General features: G+C 52.5%; 14 protein-coding genes. 6 read left to right on the forward strand and 8 right to left on the reverse strand.

All coding sequences use genetic code 11. The annotated features are described in order from the left end of the window. Positions 1 to 10: 10 nt before the first annotated feature. From murA to EPA93_RS25180, 4 genes are all read right to left on the reverse strand, one after another. Positions 11 to 1357, reverse strand: coding sequence for a UDP-N-acetylglucosamine 1-carboxyvinyltransferase (murA, locus tag EPA93_RS25165; RefSeq protein ID WP_129890148.1), 1347 nt, complete (start codon positions 1355 to 1357; stop codon positions 11 to 13). A gap of 15 nt (positions 1358 to 1372) precedes the next feature. Beyond that, positions 1373 to 2857: an FAD-dependent oxidoreductase gene (locus tag EPA93_RS25170; protein ID WP_165423379.1), complete on the reverse strand. Its 1485-nt coding sequence runs from the start codon at positions 2855 to 2857 to the stop codon at positions 1373 to 1375. Between the two features lie 238 nt (positions 2858 to 3095). After that, a complete protein-coding gene (locus tag EPA93_RS25175; protein ID WP_165423380.1) occupies positions 3096 to 4586 on the reverse strand; it encodes an FHA domain-containing protein in 1491 nt (496 codons plus the stop codon). A gap of 479 nt (positions 4587 to 5065) precedes the next feature. Beyond that, the gene (locus EPA93_RS25180) at positions 5066 to 5734 is read right to left on the reverse strand and encodes a hypothetical protein (protein WP_129890151.1); all 669 of its coding nucleotides are present in this window, start codon (positions 5732 to 5734) and stop codon (positions 5066 to 5068) included. 744 nt (positions 5735 to 6478) lie between these two features. Between EPA93_RS25180 and dnaA the strand changes: the two genes are divergently transcribed. From dnaA to EPA93_RS25195, 3 genes are all read left to right on the forward strand, one after another. Beyond that, on the forward strand, positions 6479 to 8071 hold the full coding sequence (dnaA, locus tag EPA93_RS25185; protein ID WP_129890152.1) for a chromosomal replication initiator protein DnaA: 1593 nt from the start codon (positions 6479 to 6481) through the stop codon (positions 8069 to 8071). A gap of 405 nt (positions 8072 to 8476) precedes the next feature. Further along, positions 8477 to 9661, forward strand: a complete 1185-nt coding sequence (gene nagA / locus EPA93_RS25190; RefSeq protein WP_129890153.1) for an N-acetylglucosamine-6-phosphate deacetylase — start codon at positions 8477 to 8479, stop codon at positions 9659 to 9661. Between the two features lie 89 nt (positions 9662 to 9750). Further along, positions 9751 to 10329 (forward strand): hypothetical protein, encoded by a 579-nt coding sequence (locus EPA93_RS25195; protein WP_129890154.1) that lies wholly within the window; start codon positions 9751 to 9753, stop codon positions 10327 to 10329. Positions 10330 to 10465: 136 nt separating this feature from the next. On the opposite strand, the gene EPA93_RS25200 is transcribed toward EPA93_RS25195, so the two are convergent. The 3 genes from EPA93_RS25200 to EPA93_RS25210 all read right to left on the reverse strand — a co-directional run bounded on the left by EPA93_RS25200 (position 10466) and on the right by EPA93_RS25210 (position 12743). Beyond that, positions 10466 to 10813, reverse strand: a complete 348-nt coding sequence (locus EPA93_RS25200; RefSeq protein WP_129890155.1) for a DUF1801 domain-containing protein — start codon at positions 10811 to 10813, stop codon at positions 10466 to 10468. A 271-nt stretch (positions 10814 to 11084) separates the two neighbouring features. Continuing rightward, positions 11085 to 11837 carry a CoA-transferase subunit beta gene (locus tag EPA93_RS25205; protein ID WP_207229204.1) on the reverse strand — a complete coding sequence of 251 codons (753 nt, stop codon included), beginning with the start codon at positions 11835 to 11837 and terminating at the stop codon, positions 11085 to 11087. Between the two features lie 60 nt (positions 11838 to 11897). Then, on the reverse strand, positions 11898 to 12743 hold the full coding sequence (locus tag EPA93_RS25210) for a CoA transferase subunit A (protein ID WP_129890156.1): 846 nt from the start codon (positions 12741 to 12743) through the stop codon (positions 11898 to 11900). A 495-nt stretch (positions 12744 to 13238) separates the two neighbouring features. On the opposite strand from EPA93_RS25210, the gene EPA93_RS25215 reads away from it, so the two are divergent. The 3 genes from EPA93_RS25215 (at position 13239) to EPA93_RS25225 (ending at position 15125) form a co-directional block, all read left to right on the forward strand. Continuing rightward, the gene (locus EPA93_RS25215; RefSeq protein ID WP_207229205.1) at positions 13239 to 13547 is read left to right on the forward strand and encodes an ATP-dependent Clp protease adaptor ClpS; all 309 of its coding nucleotides are present in this window, start codon (positions 13239 to 13241) and stop codon (positions 13545 to 13547) included. A 285-nt stretch (positions 13548 to 13832) separates the two neighbouring features. Next, the gene (locus tag EPA93_RS25220; RefSeq protein WP_165423381.1) at positions 13833 to 14300 is read left to right on the forward strand and encodes a universal stress protein; all 468 of its coding nucleotides are present in this window, start codon (positions 13833 to 13835) and stop codon (positions 14298 to 14300) included. 225 nt (positions 14301 to 14525) lie between these two features. Continuing rightward, a complete protein-coding gene (locus EPA93_RS25225; protein WP_129890158.1) occupies positions 14526 to 15125 on the forward strand; it encodes a GAF domain-containing protein in 600 nt (199 codons plus the stop codon). Positions 15126 to 15191: 66 nt separating this feature from the next. Here EPA93_RS25225 and EPA93_RS25230 read toward each other — a convergent pair whose 3' ends face one another. Next, positions 15192 to 16379, reverse strand: a complete 1188-nt coding sequence (locus EPA93_RS25230; RefSeq protein WP_129890159.1) for a DUF711 family protein — start codon at positions 16377 to 16379, stop codon at positions 15192 to 15194. Positions 16380 to 16466 lie beyond the last annotated feature (87 nt).

The raw sequence follows: 16466 nt of genomic DNA on the forward strand, positions 1-16466 counted from the left end.
TAGTCAGGAACTATGCAGGCTCGCCCTCCACCCTTTCTATCCGAGCCCCCAGGCCGCGCAGCTTTACATCGAGTTGTTCATAGCCGCGCTCGATATGCTCTATGCCATAGACCTGAGAGGTGCCTTCAGCACACAGGGCAGCAAGGATATAGGAACAGCCTGCACGAATATCAGGAATATAGAGACGCGTCCCCTTCAGCGGGGTAGGTCCACGCACAACACAACTATGCATATACTGCTTGCCCTTAAAACGGCAAGGAACCTCACCCAGACATTTAGGATACAGGCCGATATGGGCTCCCATACCAATGAGCGCAGATGTATAGCCAAAGCGATCCTCATAGATCGTCTCATGCACAACAGACATACCATTGGCCTGCGTCAGCAAAATGGTAAAGGGCTGCTGCCAATCAGTCATGAAGCCCGGATGCACATCGGTCTCCAGGGCGATAGCCGGCGGCGGCCGATCATCGCCAATAAAGCGAATACCCTCATCATCGATCTCAAAACAGAGCCCCATTTTAGAGAGCGTATTAAGAAAAGTCAACAAGGTATCCTGTTGGGCCAAACGCAAATACACATCGCCCCTGGTTAAATAAGTAGCGACAGCCAGCGAAACAGCCTCGTTACGATCACTAAGCAAGGTATGCGAGGCGCCCCGCAAGCTTTCCACGCCCTCCACAACAATGCGCCGATCTACCTGCAGCTCAATAATCGCGCCCATCTTCTGCAAGAGCTTAATCAGATCAATGATCTCTGGCTCATTCGCGGCATTCTCGATTACCGTAACCCCTTTAGCCAGCGAGGCAGTAATCAGGAAATTCTCGGTAGCCATGACGCTGGGGAAAGGCAGCTTGATAGTCGTCCCTTTCAAGCGTTTGCTGGCCGAGCAGACGAAATAACCCTCACGCTCCTCAATTGTGGCGCCCATCTGGCGTAGTCCATCGAGATGATAATCAATGGGGCGCGGTCCAATGCGATCGCCTCCGGGAGCTGGTATCGTCACCTCACCACAGCGATGGAGCATGGGCCCGATAGCCAGCACGCAGATCCGATTGAGCCCGCCTACATCCCTTGAGACAACCCTCTTCTCACAATCCTGTGTCCGAATAGTAAGCGTATGATCCTGCAAATCTACCTGCGAGCCCAGTTCCCGGCAGAGCTTGATGGTCAGATCAAGATCACCAAGGAGCGGCACGTTGCGCAGCATACATTGCTCTGTGGTTAGTAACGAGGCGATAACCATTTTTGTGACAGCATTCTTTGCGCCACTGACCGAGACTTCCCCGCGCAGCGGCATCCCCCCGGTCACAAGGTAATACGGTGCATGGCGCATAAGCGTTTCCTCATGATTCATGCGCTTCAGACCTCCTCATATTTTACCAGAGTTACCAGGGGCCTTCCAGAGCCAGCGAATAGCGTTGAGACGGGAAGGTGGTGAGGTTACATTACGTGAGCGATGAGTACGGGCGCTAAAAGTTTTGCTACGTACCGCACCTTGCTCCTGGTCGACAAGATCAAGTAGATCTAGAAATTGGTTTACACTCTGGGCAACGCCCTCTACCATCAGATACCCTGATGGCTTGACGGCATCGCCGACTAGATACAAACCCGGCGTTGAGGTAACCGGTAAGACATCCTCACCCTGGGCAAGCCGATTCACTGGCCACTCTCCGCGATAAGTGCCCATAGTTAAAACCTGGCAATGCTTATCAAATGCTTCTCCAAATAGCCGCCGGAGGTCGGCCAGAGCCAGCGCACGCTCCTCTTCGACGTTGTTGCTCTGAATGACCTGGTGACTGATGATGAGATGCTTGCCAGGAGGGGCCAGACGAGGATCACTATTGGTTGGCTGCACGATACCAGCAATGCGCTGCGTATCGAGGCAATACATGATGCCCTTGTGAGGGATAAGTGAGACGTCGCTGAGTACGTGCACTTTGAGCCCTACAGCTTCATGGAGGGCCAGGTCTGCCTCCTCCTCTTTAGCGGCTTTGCTCTTCAAGACCTCGGCCTGGGTAATCTTGCGATTATCGAGCAGAGCATTTGTAGCACGCGGGCCAATATCGCTGACTACCAGAGGAGCAACCAGGACTTCCTCTTTCCCACTAAGCTTATCGCGCACGCGCACGCCTGTGACATGTCCCTCGTCCTGCAAGATCTGGAGCACCTCACAGGAGAGGCGAATCTCGCCGCCCTGCTGAGAAATATGGCGCTCTAGCTGGCCCGTCAGGGCGGCACAGCCACCATCCACGATCGCCGGCGCCCCGTAACGCAGCATATTCTTTGTCGTGCGTACAACTTCAGCCGCGCTCACCTGGCTCAGTTCCAGGCTCAAGGCGAAACGCGATATGCGCTCGAAAAAGGCCACAAGTTGAGGATTGCGCTTGACATCGATATGCCGCTGGAGCCAGAGATCAAAAGGAAGGTGACTTTCACGCGCTGGCAATGGGCGGAAGAACATCAAATAGCCAACACGCGTAAACCAGAAAAATTGGCGTGGACCAAGAAACTTAAAGACTCCCAGCAAGCCACGGGCGCGATATTGCTGCCCATGCACATGAAAGGAGCCAAAGACATCGGCATCGAAAAAACGATGTGGCACGCGCAGACGGCGCAACATCCCGGCCAGGACACCGCTGCTGCCAAAGGGGACCATGTGTACAGCTCCAGTACTTACCTGCACGCCCTGAAAAGTCTTGGCAGTAAAACGCCCGCCGCAATGTGGTAAACGCTCCAGCACAATGACCCGCTTATTCCGCTGGAGCAACTGAGCTGCACTTAAGAGACCTCCCAGTCCGCCGCCAATGACAATGGCATCCGGCGCTGAGGTAGGACGCGATTCTCGTTCTTGCATGCAATTGTCCAATGCACTCGCCTGACCAGTACCCGCGCAAGAGATTTGAGCAGCCTGCGAAGCCCTGATGAGGGAAGCGGTAGAATGGCTTTTTTGACCACTCCAGCCAGAGGCCGCCACAAATCGTACTGGTAAAGGACAGAAAAAGAGAATAACAGAACCTGGGATGGCCTCTTCAGCCATCCCAGCTATGGCCACATCTCAGGCGGCCAGTTCTGCTTAGCCAAACGAACCTGATCTATTTATCCTCACCAATCATGCTGCGCAACAGACTATTGCACTCGGCCATAGTATTCAAGACACTTTGGTGGATCTGGAATACCTTATTGAGCTCCCGTGCTTTACGAGCAAGCTTGATCACGTACTCGATATCGCGCGGATTGTTCATCACATCTTCCATTAACTGAACTAGCTCTGACCAGGAAAGCGCCTCGCGACTGCGCGCTACATCGGCAATCGTACTATCCATACGATCGGAGACATCGCGAATGCCAGCGCGCAACTGATTCGTCGTACGCGCGATCTCACTATCGTGATTGCGCAAGGCATCTTGCGTCGCATTGAGCTGTTCCTGCAAGGACATCACCTGGCCATCAAGGGTAGAGAGAGCAGCCACTAACGCGCTGATATCTGGCAAAGATGGCAAAGGTAGGCTGGTAAGCCGATTAAAGGTTATGCCTGCGGCAGCGGCGCCCGTCGTCGAGCGGGATACAGAGCTCTCAGACGCAGAGCCATAGGCCGACTGATTATAAGGCAAAGAGCCTGATGAAGATGATCTACTAGGCTGAGGAGTGTTGAGAGCAGGAGAAGAGGCGATAGGGGCTGGCGGCGCTGCGGCGATGGGCAACTCCTCCGGCGCACTCGTCTCGACAGGCTGCGGCGTGGCTGGAGCCACCACTTGTGGCTGTTGTGCCGGGGCCTGTTCCTCCTCATCCATTATGTTCGTCTCATAGTCATCGCTAGTTGGCACAGTGGCCATGTCGTCCTGTTGCGTTCGGTAGGTCTTCTCCTCATAGGGATGCTGGTTATAGAGCCCTCCAAACGGCGCATCCTCATGGACAGACACGGTTGGCAGATCAACCACATCTACCATGGGCTCCTGAGCCTGTGGCTCCTCGCTTACCGAATCGTATGATTTAAAGACAAGCTCATGCTCTCCGATGCCGATTTTATCCCCATCCTGGAGTGGGCGGGGCACCATCTCTTCAACCTGCTGCCCATTGATAAAGGTACCATTGGCACTGCGCTCATCACGCAACAGATACTGACCATTCTCATAGTAAAGAGTGGCATGGCGACGAGATGTAAGCTTATCTTTCGATAACAATATATCACTACTTGGAGCACGACCAATCGTAATTTCTGGCTTATCCAGCAAGAATTCTTGCAGAACCTCACCCGACTCCGAATGCAGAATAAAGCGGGCTGGACGCTCTATTACATCAATCGTCGCCTGTGCGGTCGGTGCAGAAGATTCAGCTCTATAGGTGACCGCATCTGCTTCCGGCTCTGGAATCGTGCGTCTACTATCCTCGGGCCAACCGCCCATACCACTGGCACCAGGCAAAGACGAAGCCCAATCATCTGGCGCTGCTAGTGTGGCTTCGCCAATCGGCTGCGCCTGCTGAGGCGATGATGAGGGAGTTGCAGAAAGCAGGCGATTGCCACAATTCAAGCAGAAATTATCCCCTGGCCGTGTGTCGGCCCCACAATAGGGACACTTGTCCATAATAAACGTTCCTCCCATTCATAGCACGTATAAATTGCTGTTACGTGCAAGCGCAAAACTTCTGTCATTATATCAGAAGTGCAAGTTGAGAGTCGAGGGTATCGATCAGCTGACCTTCTCGTTGAGACTATTTCATACCCGCTGATACGACGACAAACATGCACCCAGATAACCTGCAAGCTCACGAGCACGCACTTATAGAAACCGGGGGAAGAGGTATAGTTTTGGCCCGCTGGCCGGGGTCCCCGGAATAGTTAAGTAGTACTAAAGAGCCAATCATGCTTCTTTAAAAATGCCTGTCAGAGCAAGAGCCGCATCTATATTAAGAAGTTTTCACGGCCCTGAAGAAGAAAGCATCAGGTATAGCCTACCAGAGATTACCACAAAAGTAACCAGGTGGTCATGTTCTCTTTAGAGCTTTTCAGTTCTTCAGATGGGATTATTAAGAACTCAGCGCGGGCTCGCACACGAGTCCTTCATTATTTCTCAGGTATCCAGGCAAGGTCAGGGCGCAGATCCTGAAAAAATTGTTGCAATTCTTTTTGCGTGCCACGGGCAGAGAACACAATATGCGTCGTATTGCGTACACCTGAACACACCTGCATAGCAGCCTGTCCGGCCACAGTCCCGCCTTTAGCCTGAGCCTTATTTGCTCCCTGTGCCGCCATTGCCAGCGCTGGATTGCACGCAAACTGCGCAGCACCCTTCGAACGTGTAGGAGCCTCAGATAAGCTAATAGAGCTATGATCTGGCAGCATATAACCAATAATAAAATTGCTTCCCAGGATGGGATCATGCAAAGTTCCCGAAGCGCTCATCAGGCAGGTTCCTGCAGGCAGGCTAGCCGGCAGAAACACAGTAAAGTCAAGGTTTGCCCTGACTTGCGCCCAGTCAGTTACTGTCCTGGGAGTGACTGCAGGAACAGGCGTGGCTGACGTAGAGTTGGCAGCGGGTGAGCCATTTGTCTGACCTTGCTCATCATGAAAAACCATCAAAGGCTTGCCGCACCAGTGCATCTTTGTCAAAGTCTCCTCGCTTGTCTGCGAGTGGGCACCACTTCCATAGGGAAAGGCACACGCAGCCAGCACGCTTCCACCAATAAGCAGCGCTAGAGCACAGAAAAGTAGCCGTTTAGAGTTCAATAGCATGCAACACTTCATCCACCAACCTCCAATCCATATTCTCTCATAAGAGCTATATACCATAACACATGCATAAGGCGCTACCCTTGTCTTGACAGCATTATATTTCCTTGTTCTTATTAACGGATTAAATGACAGTATAGTACCAGGATTTTACGTTCTCAATCAGTATAGCGTTCCCACAAAGAAAAACTATGAGAGAGCTCTCATTCTGGTACCAAAAGAGGGCTTTACAGCGTTTTGATTTAATGCTACCATTACAATTCACCGGTACAAAGTATGATCAGGAACAAGTGTTTTTTATTCTTTGACCCGATTCGCAAATAATGGAATTTCAGCTGGCATAATCTTGCTGACCATTGCACCTATGCCAGTGCTGTATCTTTGCCAACCTGCTATAGTTCTATCCTTCCAGGTGGACTTTTTTTCGGGCTTCAGCCCGTCGAAGCCTGTTTTTTAGCGCTGTTGGGTGAGATGTGGATGTGCCTGACTAAAGATGCAGATCCTGTTATTGCCAGCGAGTTCGGTTTTTTTCCAGGCCGGTTATCTAAAGTAAAGGTTGCCATAGCTTGTTTTCTTTTTCAGGAGGAGAGAACACTTTTTGCAGCCTTTAAACTTTAAATAGAGGATACATACTGAATGCAGGACTTATACTCTATCAAATACGCAATAATTAACAGAAGTGTAGATAGCATAAAGACCTATCGGAAAAGTAAAACAACAGTATCTCTTACAAAGAGGTGAGCGTGCGTGAATGCAAAACAGATCTGGCAAACCACCATGGAACGGTTGCAAGCAAGGGTCAACCCGGCTATTTTTACTACATGGTTTCAGGGGACTTCCGCCCTCTCTTTCCAGGACGGCGTTTTTACTGTGCGCGTCCCAACCTCAGTAGCTAAAGCCCAGTTAGAAGGCCGTTTCATTGACGCAATCAGCTCTATCCTGGATGAGCTTATAGGAAGTTCAGTTGAGGTGCGCTTCATTGTCGCCAAAGAAGTGCCGGAACAAGTGGAGGAGCTGCGCACCGAGGCCCGTCCTTTCGGTAGCAAGCGCTCCTATCGGCTTGGACGCGGACGCCATGCAGCCCTGGCTCGCGATAAGCGCCCGACCAGTAATCCCGCCACCATCAAGCCTGCCCCCACGTATTCTATGGCTTCGCTCTTTCCTTCTCCGGGCGGCACGCACCTGGGAGAGCAAGCTGAAGAGCAAAATCGCCAGGAAATGGCGGATCAGGCTCATAACCAGCCAATCCAGCACGAGCAGCCAGCAGCGCCAGATCATGCCAACACCTCGGTGCTCTCAGGTTCCTCGGCCTTTGCCGGTGAGGGTTTGCTAAATCCGCGCTATACCTTTAACGCCTTCATTGTTGGCAAATCAAATCAGCTGGCTCACGCCGCCTCTCTTGCAGTTTCCGAGAATCCGGGGCGCATCTACAATCCGCTTTTCCTTTATGGTGGCGTGGGACTGGGCAAGACTCATCTCTTACATGCGGTTGGCCACATGGGGGAAACTGCCGGGCTTACAGTGCTCTATGTGACCTCCGAAAAATTCACTAACGAGATTATTAACGCTATTCGCTTCCAAAAAACCGAAGAATTTCGGGCTAAATATCGTCAGATCGATATTCTGCTCGTCGACGATATCCAGTTTATTGCCGGCAAGGAATCCACCGAAGAGGAATTTTTTCATACCTTCAATACGCTGCACAATGCCAATAAGCAGATCGTAGTTACCAGTGATCGTCCCCCCAAGGCTATTCATAGCCTGCAAGACCGCCTGCGCTCCCGCTTTGAGTGGGGCCTGCTGGCCGACGTCCAGGCTCCCGAATATGAGCACCGCCTGGCCATCCTGCGCTCCAAAGCCGAATCGCTCCACTTTGCCATCCCTGGACCGGTGATCGAATATATCGCGCGCCCCCAATGCAGCAGCGTCCGTGAGCTCGAAGGTGCGCTCAATCGCGTCATAGCTTACGCAACTCTCCATGATGCGCCACTCTCAGTGAGCCTGGCCGCGCAAGCCCTCGAACATATCTATAGCGACAAGAAGGTTTCAACTAGCCTTACCGTCGCTGAGGTAATCGAAGGCGTCTGCCGCTATTATAATATTGATTCCACACGCATTCGTGGCAAGCAGCGGGACCGTGAAACCGTCTGGCCTCGCCAGGTTGCTATGTACTTAATGCGTGAAGAAACCACTGCCTCTTTGCTCCAGATCGGAACCGAGCTTGGCCGCGACCATACAACGATCATGCACGGCTGGGAAAAAGTCCATGCCGAAATGACGCACAATGAGCGTGTACGTCAGGAGGTTGCCGCAGTCCTTGAGTCTATTCAACGCCGTTAGCTGCCACACACAGGCCTATCTGGCTACGGTTCGGCACCGAGATTATGGCCACCTGTCGACATCCCGGGGAAGAAGGGATGCTCAAGTGGTCGAATCTCAGAGTGGCCCTGGCTTATAAGGCCTGCCAGATTACACAGGCAAGCGATAAAGAACTTCCTCTGGGCACCTGCACCGACAAAACGAACCTTGCCTCTCTTTCTCACAAGCTCTCTCTGACCAATCCTCCCTTAGCTGGTTCGCTAACTACGCGCTCTGCCAAAATGCGAGAAGACAGGGCATGTTGCAATGCAAGCCTTACACTTTATAGAATAGAGGGATGGTGAGAATACAAAATCTCGCATCTGGCGCTTATTTCCTCTAAGCGCATGCACTAGAGATGGAATATTTTCCAGGAAAGAGAGATCAATGCAGCTTACGCTAAAAAATGCCCGCTTGATCGACGCGACGCAAGACCTTGCTTCAGGAACGCTAAGCATTGAGAATACGCGGATTGTTGATCAAGAGAGCACGTCAGGAGCTATCATTGATGCCAGCGATAGTATTGTGCTGCCGGGTTTTATCGAAGTTCATACTCACGGAGGGCATGGCTTTAACCTGCACACAACAGACATCAACGAAATACACTCCTACGCGCGCTGGGTACCAGAGACGGGCGTGACGGCCTTTCTGATTGGCGTGGTAGGCACGCCCAACGCGTTGCCCGCCTCCCAGCTCCAAACGGCAGTACAGGCTATCAAGCAGAGCTCCACAGGCCATGAGCTTGCTGCCGAGGCCGTTGGTATCCATATGGAAGGCCCCTACATTAGCCTGAAAAGGCGAGGCGCTCATTCTCCCTCGTGGTTACGCACACCCGATCCCCAAGAGACTGAACGCATTCTAGAGCTCACACAGGGCCAGCTTCAACTTATTACGCTTGCCCCGGAGCTTCCTGGCGCTCACGAGATGATTCGTCGCCTGGTCTCAGCAGGAGTAACTGTGAGCATCGGCCATACTGACGCCGATTACCAGCAGGCTCAAGAAGCCATCAAGCTTGGCATCACGCATGCCACCCACGTTTTCAACGCTATGCGCCCATTGCTCCATCGCGACCCCGGCCCGATCGCGGCCATCGCTGAGGCGCCACAGGTGCTCGGCGAATTGATCTCTGACGGAATTCATGTCGAGCCAGCCGTGATGGATATTCTGGTCAGGCTGCTTGGCCCTAAGCGCGTAATTGTGATCACCGATGCCCTTGCCGGCGCCGGCTTACCGGAGAATGCAACCTTTAACTTTGGCGGACAGGTTGCCCATGTCATCTGTGGAGCTGCGCGCCTTGAGGACGGAACCTTAACCGGTACAGTGCTCACCCTGGATCAGGCATTGCATAACATACTTGATATCACCCATGTGTCTTTACAAGAAGCCTCCTGCATGCTTTCGTATAATCCGGCCCTTTCGGCCCATGTGGCGCAGCGCAAAGGGCTCTTAAAAGCTGGCTATGATGCCGATCTGCTCATCTATGATCAATCTCTGCGCCTGCAGGCGACGATCTGCCGTGGGCAGCTAGCTTTTGCAACCGAGGCCTGGCGTTCGCGCCTGTCAGGAAATTGAGATAGCATCCACCTCAGCATCCATAGCTTCTGCTAGAGAGTGTATAATAATGGCCAAAGAATATGTATACTTATTCAGGAGCCACTCTTATGCAACAACAACAACAAGCTGACTATGATCTGTTGGCTGTTTTTCCTGACGAAGCTAAAGCCGAGAAAGCTACCCAGAGCCTGCACAAGGCGGGCTTCAGCGAGGGCGAAGTGTACCAGCTAGAGCAAGGAATGATCGGCTCAGGGGTATTTCGCGAGCACGGTCCAAACGCTTCGCGCAGCGAATTCTTTTTGCAGACCCGGCGTAGCGGCCCTAATCCTCTTCTGGTAGTGCTGCTCGCAATCATCTTTGGTGTGGTACTTGGTGCGTTGGGCTTCGGGGCAAGTTTTGCCGTACCAGGCCTGCCCGAACCCACCACGCTTATTGCTGGCGTCGTGCTCGGTTTGATTATAGGCGCTATTATCGGGCTGCTGCGGCGCGGACGTGTACGCGGCGATATCGGCCAGGCGCAGAGAAGCAACAGCCAGCCTCCTGGTAAAGCTGATCTGGGGGCCAGAACGGTTGTCGCTTTGCGCTTCCCAGATACAGAAGACCTTCCGCGTAAATCGCGGGCAAGGGCCATCCTGCTCAATAGCGGGGGCAAGATTGACCGCAGTGTCAAACGGCTCACGCAGTAAGCACGGCTTTCTTCTAGAAGGGGACGGTTCATCCGTCCCTCTTCTATTTCTATCAGCGCCTCTCTGTGGGCAACAAAAAAGCCTCTTTCCACCCCATACTTATTGCATGAGCAGAAAAGAGGCCTGCGAAGAGAGCTTAAAGAGCCCCGGCAGCTTGGCGCAGGAGCTGAGCAAACAGATCATAGTTAAAATCTGTCCCCTGCTGAATTTTGGCAGTAACGCGCTCGCCGTTTGGACTAAGCTCTCCATATCCCTGGGGAATCGAGAGGACCTGGGCATTAAAGAGCATGACATTTACCCACTTCTGGGCAGTGTTAAAGACGCAGAGATATTTCCCGTTCTTTTTGTAGTGGGGACGACTATATTGTATGACCTCTTCGGCATCTGGCACAATTTCTAGAATAATTTGCCGAACACGCTTGCAGATCTCCACCTGCCATGGCTGATTGATCTTCTCTACGTACTCAGTAACTGTTGCAGTCATTGTTTCACTCCCTCTCAAAATATCCTGGGATTCGCAATACGATTTCTCTCGTTTCCCAATATTTTTTACTTGCTAGCTTCAAGTTCCTTACATCTATCTCTTCCAAAGCAAGCAGCCAAAAACGGAAACGCGTAGAGCTCTCTATATCTATTCCAACTCTGGCCAGCTGGATGAGCTTCGGGGATAGAGAGAAGAGAACCACAGGGAGCAGGCAGAAATTTTCCTGTTTGCTCCCTTAAGCAGGATTTTGAGAGGCCTGAGTTTTGGCGCTTCATCCCTTAAATTCTATTAAACGTACGCTCTGGGGATCGATAGCGTGCAGCGCTGCCAGCTCCTCCGTGGTTGGAGCTGGTGTCAAAGGCACGCCCTCAGTCTCCACCTTGAAGCCAGTCTGCGCCCTCACCTCCTCGGCCGAGCTATAGGGATGAATGCTTTCCAGCTGCAGCCGTCCCTCGCGCTTGACGAAGATGCACAGAGGAGTCACTACCCGATCCACGTTCCCGGCGGCCGTCACAAAAGCAAGCTCTTCGACAAACGTGCGCGGGTCGTGCCTGGTGCGCCAGAGCAGCGTACGGCGAGCTGTAGGCAGGATAGCAGCGCTACCGGCGCCCCCGGGCAAGCGTACTTTCGGGCGCTCATAGGGACCAATCACGCTCATGTTGATGCGGCCTGCGCCATCGATCTGAACTCCGCTTAGAAAGGCAGTATCGAGATCGCCGCGCGCAGACATATCGAAGATCTCAGCCAGCTTGAAAATGACATGCGAGCCATGCGTCAGCCGTGGATCGACAGTAGTGCGCGGAAGCGTCTCGGGCAACGCATTAATCCCACCAGTAATATTGATATACACAAGATTTGGCGCATGTAGGCGCTGGGCCAGGAGAATAGCGATCATGGGCAGCGGAGAGGCTACCCCATGAAATACCCGCTCGCCATCGCGCAATAAACGCGCCATCGCCACAACCATCATAGTATCTTGCGTTAATGTGCCCGCCTCAGCAGACGAAGAGGGTATGGCAGTCATCGGCTTACCACCTTTCCAGAGTGCAAACGTTCTTAACCTTCTCGTGCATAGAGAGCATTCTCAGCTCTGCGGGCTGCGCGAAAGAAATTGCTCCTGCGGGCTTGCCGAGAGAATATGTTCAGCGAGCCAGGCCTGATAGCTTGCGGAATCGTGGCAAGCGTTAATATAGCCCTCCAGATAGTCATAGTCATAATCATAGAGATCTCCACAGCTACAGGGATGAGCTCCACGAGGAACAACTACCACATGGCTAACAAATATACCGGGAATTGTCGTCAATTCTGGCACGCGCGCCGTCTCTTCTGTACTAATTAAGCGCTCGCAGGTTAGGATCACGCGCCTGGCGGCCCGCGCCATCAGATCGTCCTCATAGACTGACCCATAGATGCGCCCATTGCCCAGTTCATCGGCCTCCTGCACATGCAGAATCGCCACGTCGGGCTTGATAGCCTGAATGGCCGCAAGTTCCTCGCCGCTATAGGGGTCCTGAACTGTCTTGAAACTGCGCGCCTGCATCAAATCCGAAGCCAGCATACCGGCCACAGGCAGAAAAGGAACGCCCTGGACGGCCGCGCGCAGACCAGTAATCACAGTATAGCAAGCATGCTCTTTCACCTGAATGCGGCCTTGCTCGGCGGCCCGGCGATACTGGGGGGCAAGCCCGAACACATTCTCAAACCCGATAAAGCCCGCCGAGACACGATCGGCGACCCCACTGCCAACCAGCAGATCTACGTCATACGCGCCAGCCGTCTTCACCAGCTCCAGATGCTGTTTATGCTGACGCACCAGCTCATGAACTGCCGCACAAGGAGCGCGATGGATCGTATTCCCACCCAGGGCCACTATCGAGCTGTCGGCCACAGAGGCTATAGCTTCGGTCAGGGATGTTTGTTTGTGTGCCATATCTCTACTCCGGTCTTCTGAAAAACAATGCACCGCTTCTACAGAGAAGAGTACACCGTGTATCTGGCGGCGTCAATTAATTCGCCTCGCTCTCAGGATTAGTACAGATACCTCGTGCTCAGCCTCAGACAGCTATTTTCTCCCTCTCAGGATGCAGTTAAGCTGCTGGGATTGCGATCTTTTTATGAAGCAAGATCAAGCGCGGCCTATCGCTTTATCCATACAGCCCTGATCCGACAAAAGCCAGATAGCGCACAAATACGGCATTGCTAGAGCGCGTGGCAAAGCCAGCCTGGCCGCGCAGACCGACAATAAAGCGTCAGTATGCGTGAAAAAGCGGGATGAAGCGACATTCCTCGCCCACAAAAAATAGGACAGTTTTCCACGGCCCTGGTAAAATGCAAAACACTTGGTTACAATAGACTTAGTAAGTTTACAGCATCAATGCTGAGCTGCCAGGAACCATCTTTTACCAAACACGGAGAACACAGGCATATGTCCAAGAACGGGATGACAATTCCTCACGCACAGATCAAACCAGAGGAGATAGTGCGTCACCGTACCCGACTGCTGCCTCCGTACAGAGTTGTTCTTTTTGATGATGACATCAATGAAATGAATTACGTCGTTTTCGCGTTATTGCACGCGATTAACAGCCTCACGCCACAGGAGGCTGAACACATCATGTTAACGGCGCATCTGACGGGCAGCGCGATAGTTATTGTTTGTCCAAAGGAAGCGGCTGAATATTATCAAGAACGCCTCCTAAGTTATAATTTGATAGCAACTATCGAACCGGAGTAGCGTATATACTTACAAAACAGCAAGGCGGCCATTCAACGGTCGCCTTCCTCTTTAATTAGTAAGTATATAATTTGTGTCATTAAATGGTGGTTCCGATATATATTTAGGACATTGACTGAAAGGAGGTTAGGTATTAGAATCCATGCAGATGGAAAGCCCTTAAGATGTTTGCGCAAGTGCTAACTGATACTGAAGGTGCTCGATGATGCTGTTTTATCATGCTCCATCAGGAGGGAAAAAACAATGGTTCACTTATGGGGTTCCCGAGCCAAGGAAGAGACAGAAATGAGTAAATCGGCTTTGGGAGAAGACACCAGAGGAGACATCGCTGTCGTTATCTGTGGTGAGAAGCTTGATTTTAACCTGGTCTACCTTGGTTGCCAGATGGCAAAAGGAGCCAAACGTAAGGTCCACCTGGTACATGTTATTGAAGTTCCACGTGCATTGCCTCTAAAAGCAGTCCTCACGCAAGAATCTGAGCGTGCCGACAAATTACTCAACTCAGCTATGGTCATAGCAGAAAAAGTTGGATGCGACGCAGTTGCTGAAGTCGTTCAGGCGCGTGATGCCGGTCCCGCTATCGTAGACGAAGCCAAGGATCATCATTGTGCCTTAATCCTTATCGGTCTCGTGCGCAATAGCGATAAGACCCAGTATGATCTGGGCAAGACCGTGCCTTTTGTGCTTGCGAATGCAACGTGTCGCGTATGGCTTGTACAGGACCCTGCACCACAGCCAGTAATGGTGGGTTAAAATACATATGAGATGAGAGATGAGCCGGATCGCGCTCTGCTAATCGCCCAGAGTTTTGTGTCATCCCTCGGCCCTCGGCCTGGCAGGCCAGAGAGACGGGGATAGTGTCTCCTGCGCTCCCAATGCTTATGTATGTTACAATAGAAACGTGTCAAACGTGTTAACTTGTGTCCCTTGCACTTTTTATCCGTACATATCACGTTTTTTATTGGGGAGACAACGAAGATGACAACAGATTCTCATGCGAGCAGCCCTTCTTCTCGACCACATCGGGATTATTACACCGCTCTCTATCAAGCGGCGCTGACAATCTCCTCAAGCCTCGAACTAGATCAGGTACTGGAGAGTGTGGTAAAGAGTATTACAGAAGCTATGCAGGTCAAGGCCTGCGTGTTGCGTCTGCTTGATCCGGAAACCGGCCAGCTACGATTAAGCGCAGAAAGTGGTTTAAGTGGCAACTATCTCGCAAAAGGACCAGTCGATGTAGTGCATAGCGCTATCGATAGCGCGGCGTTGGGCGGCTCCCCTGTCTTTATTCCCGACGTCAGGACAGATACGCGCTTCCAGTATCAAGAAGCTGCCGCGAAAGAAGGGATCGTGTCTGTCCTCTGTGTTCCATTAGAGGTTCGTGGCGAGGCCATTGGCGTTTTGCGTGTCTATACCAATAAACCTGCTATCTTCCATGAGGACGATATTCAATTCCTCTCGGTGCTCGCCAGCCTGGCTGCCCTGGCCATTGAAAACGCTCGTCTCTACGAGGGAATCAGGAGCAGTTACCACGGCGTCATGGATGCCTTCTGGGGCACGCATGTTTCTCCATCATAATTGAGGTTAGAAACTCCGCGATGACACAAGGATGTCGGCTCGCGGAGGCTATTTCTTCTCTACAGGCTATATGCTTTGGATCAGGGTATTGGTTAAATAAGGTGAGGTAAAGGCTGTGTACTCGCCCGCGCGCTTACCAGGAACGGGGAAGAGGCGAGCTGATAGAGGCTTGCGCAGGCGCTGGGCAAGGCTGGCCACATCCAGGAGTAGATTGGCGATAGTTTCTACCTGGCAATCCCCGGGCATGGGAATCGTATCAAGGCCCGTGCCACATACTGCCGAATACAGTAACAACTGATGCGCATTTACCTGCCCTTCCTCCCACCTTCTGGCCAGGCCAACATCTTCCAGCACTGGCAGCATTAAGCCGCAATATCCACAGGTGGGCAATCCCGTGCTCTTACAAGCTGCTGTGAGAGCCGCAGCAACGGCCAGCGTCCCGGCAGATCCAAGCTTTCCCTGTCCGCACTGCTCGATGGCCGTCACGATGCTATCTTCGCCCATCGGGGCAGGAGAGAGGTCGATGCCACCAAATAAGAGATCATGTTCCTGCGCCAGCTCGCGTCCCAGAGCAACAATCGGCGTGGCATAATCGCGAAGCGCTTCCCGCATGCGATACGTAACCAGCTCTAGATCAGGGACTTCAAGATATGAGGATTGCTGAGGTTTCAAGGCTTGCGCAACGATACCAGCCCCCTGGAGCCCAATCGAGAGACTTGAGGCACCAACATGGTAGGCCGCCGGAAAGAATGGGCTGCCCGGAGCCACGCAGGCCAGCATGGCAAAGCGAAAATTACCGAAGCCCTCTTCTGTCTCTTCGGCCAGGCGCTTGATAATGTGCGCGGTGGGCAGAGCCGCTTCGGTCCGCACCCCCTGCTCTGGCGTCGCTAACTGGACGGTAAGGTTAAGCGCCTGCGTGGCAATCAGCAGGTCCGCCAGACCTTCAAGGCGCTTGAGCGGAAAGCCTGGGGCCGCAACCTGGGCCGTTCCCAGGGAACAGAAACCTAGCTGAGCTTCATCTAACTTCTGTTGCAGCTCCTTCACATATTTGAGCAGGGAAGCTGTAGACCATCCAGCAAGATCATCGAGAATTGAACGTGTCGAGAGACGAACCGTCTGCACTTCATATCCAGCCTCGCGAAAACGCTGGCTGGCGCTCTGCAAAATATCTCCAGCGCGCCGAATCGTTGCGGCTGATAGGGGATGCGCTTCCGCCAGACCAAGAGTAATCGTTCGCAGGGGTATAGCCGGCATAAGTGGACCTCTTTTCTCAAATGCATATTCTTCAATATTTCCAAGTGCGCTGACAATAGTAATGGGGCGCTATTCTCACTATATCAC

This window comes from Ktedonosporobacter rubrisoli (assembly GCF_004208415.1).
In the GTDB taxonomy this organism is placed as follows: Bacteria; Chloroflexota; Ktedonobacteria; order Ktedonobacterales; family Ktedonobacteraceae; genus Ktedonosporobacter; species Ktedonosporobacter rubrisoli.

Bases quoted from the DNA above. Each gene is read 5' to 3' on its own strand.
- EPA93_RS25205 (WP_207229204.1), bottom strand. From the start codon at position 11,837: ATGACTGCCATACCCTCTTCGTCTGCTGAGGCGGGCACATTAACGCAA.
- EPA93_RS25180 (WP_129890151.1), bottom strand. From the start codon at position 5,734: ATGCTATTGAACTCTAAACGGCTACTTTTCTGTGCTCTAGCGCTGCTT.
- EPA93_RS25215 (WP_207229205.1), top strand. From the start codon at position 13,239: ATGTCCAAGAACGGGATGACAATTCCTCACGCACAGATCAAACCAGAG.
- murA (WP_129890148.1), bottom strand. From the start codon at position 1,357: ATGAATCATGAGGAAACGCTTATGCGCCATGCACCGTATTACCTTGTG.
- EPA93_RS25220 (WP_165423381.1), top strand. From the start codon at position 13,833: ATGAGTAAATCGGCTTTGGGAGAAGACACCAGAGGAGACATCGCTGTC.
- nagA (WP_129890153.1), top strand. From the start codon at position 8,477: ATGCAGCTTACGCTAAAAAATGCCCGCTTGATCGACGCGACGCAAGAC.
- EPA93_RS25230 (WP_129890159.1), bottom strand. From the start codon at position 16,379: ATGCCGGCTATACCCCTGCGAACGATTACTCTTGGTCTGGCGGAAGCG.
- EPA93_RS25195 (WP_129890154.1), top strand. From the start codon at position 9,751: ATGCAACAACAACAACAAGCTGACTATGATCTGTTGGCTGTTTTTCCT.
- EPA93_RS25175 (WP_165423380.1), bottom strand. From the start codon at position 4,586: ATGGACAAGTGTCCCTATTGTGGGGCCGACACACGGCCAGGGGATAAT.
- EPA93_RS25210 (WP_129890156.1), bottom strand. From the start codon at position 12,743: ATGGCACACAAACAAACATCCCTGACCGAAGCTATAGCCTCTGTGGCC.
- EPA93_RS25200 (WP_129890155.1), bottom strand. From the start codon at position 10,813: ATGACTGCAACAGTTACTGAGTACGTAGAGAAGATCAATCAGCCATGG.
- EPA93_RS25225 (WP_129890158.1), top strand. From the start codon at position 14,526: ATGACAACAGATTCTCATGCGAGCAGCCCTTCTTCTCGACCACATCGG.
- EPA93_RS25170 (WP_165423379.1), bottom strand. From the start codon at position 2,857: ATGCAAGAACGAGAATCGCGTCCTACCTCAGCGCCGGATGCCATTGTC.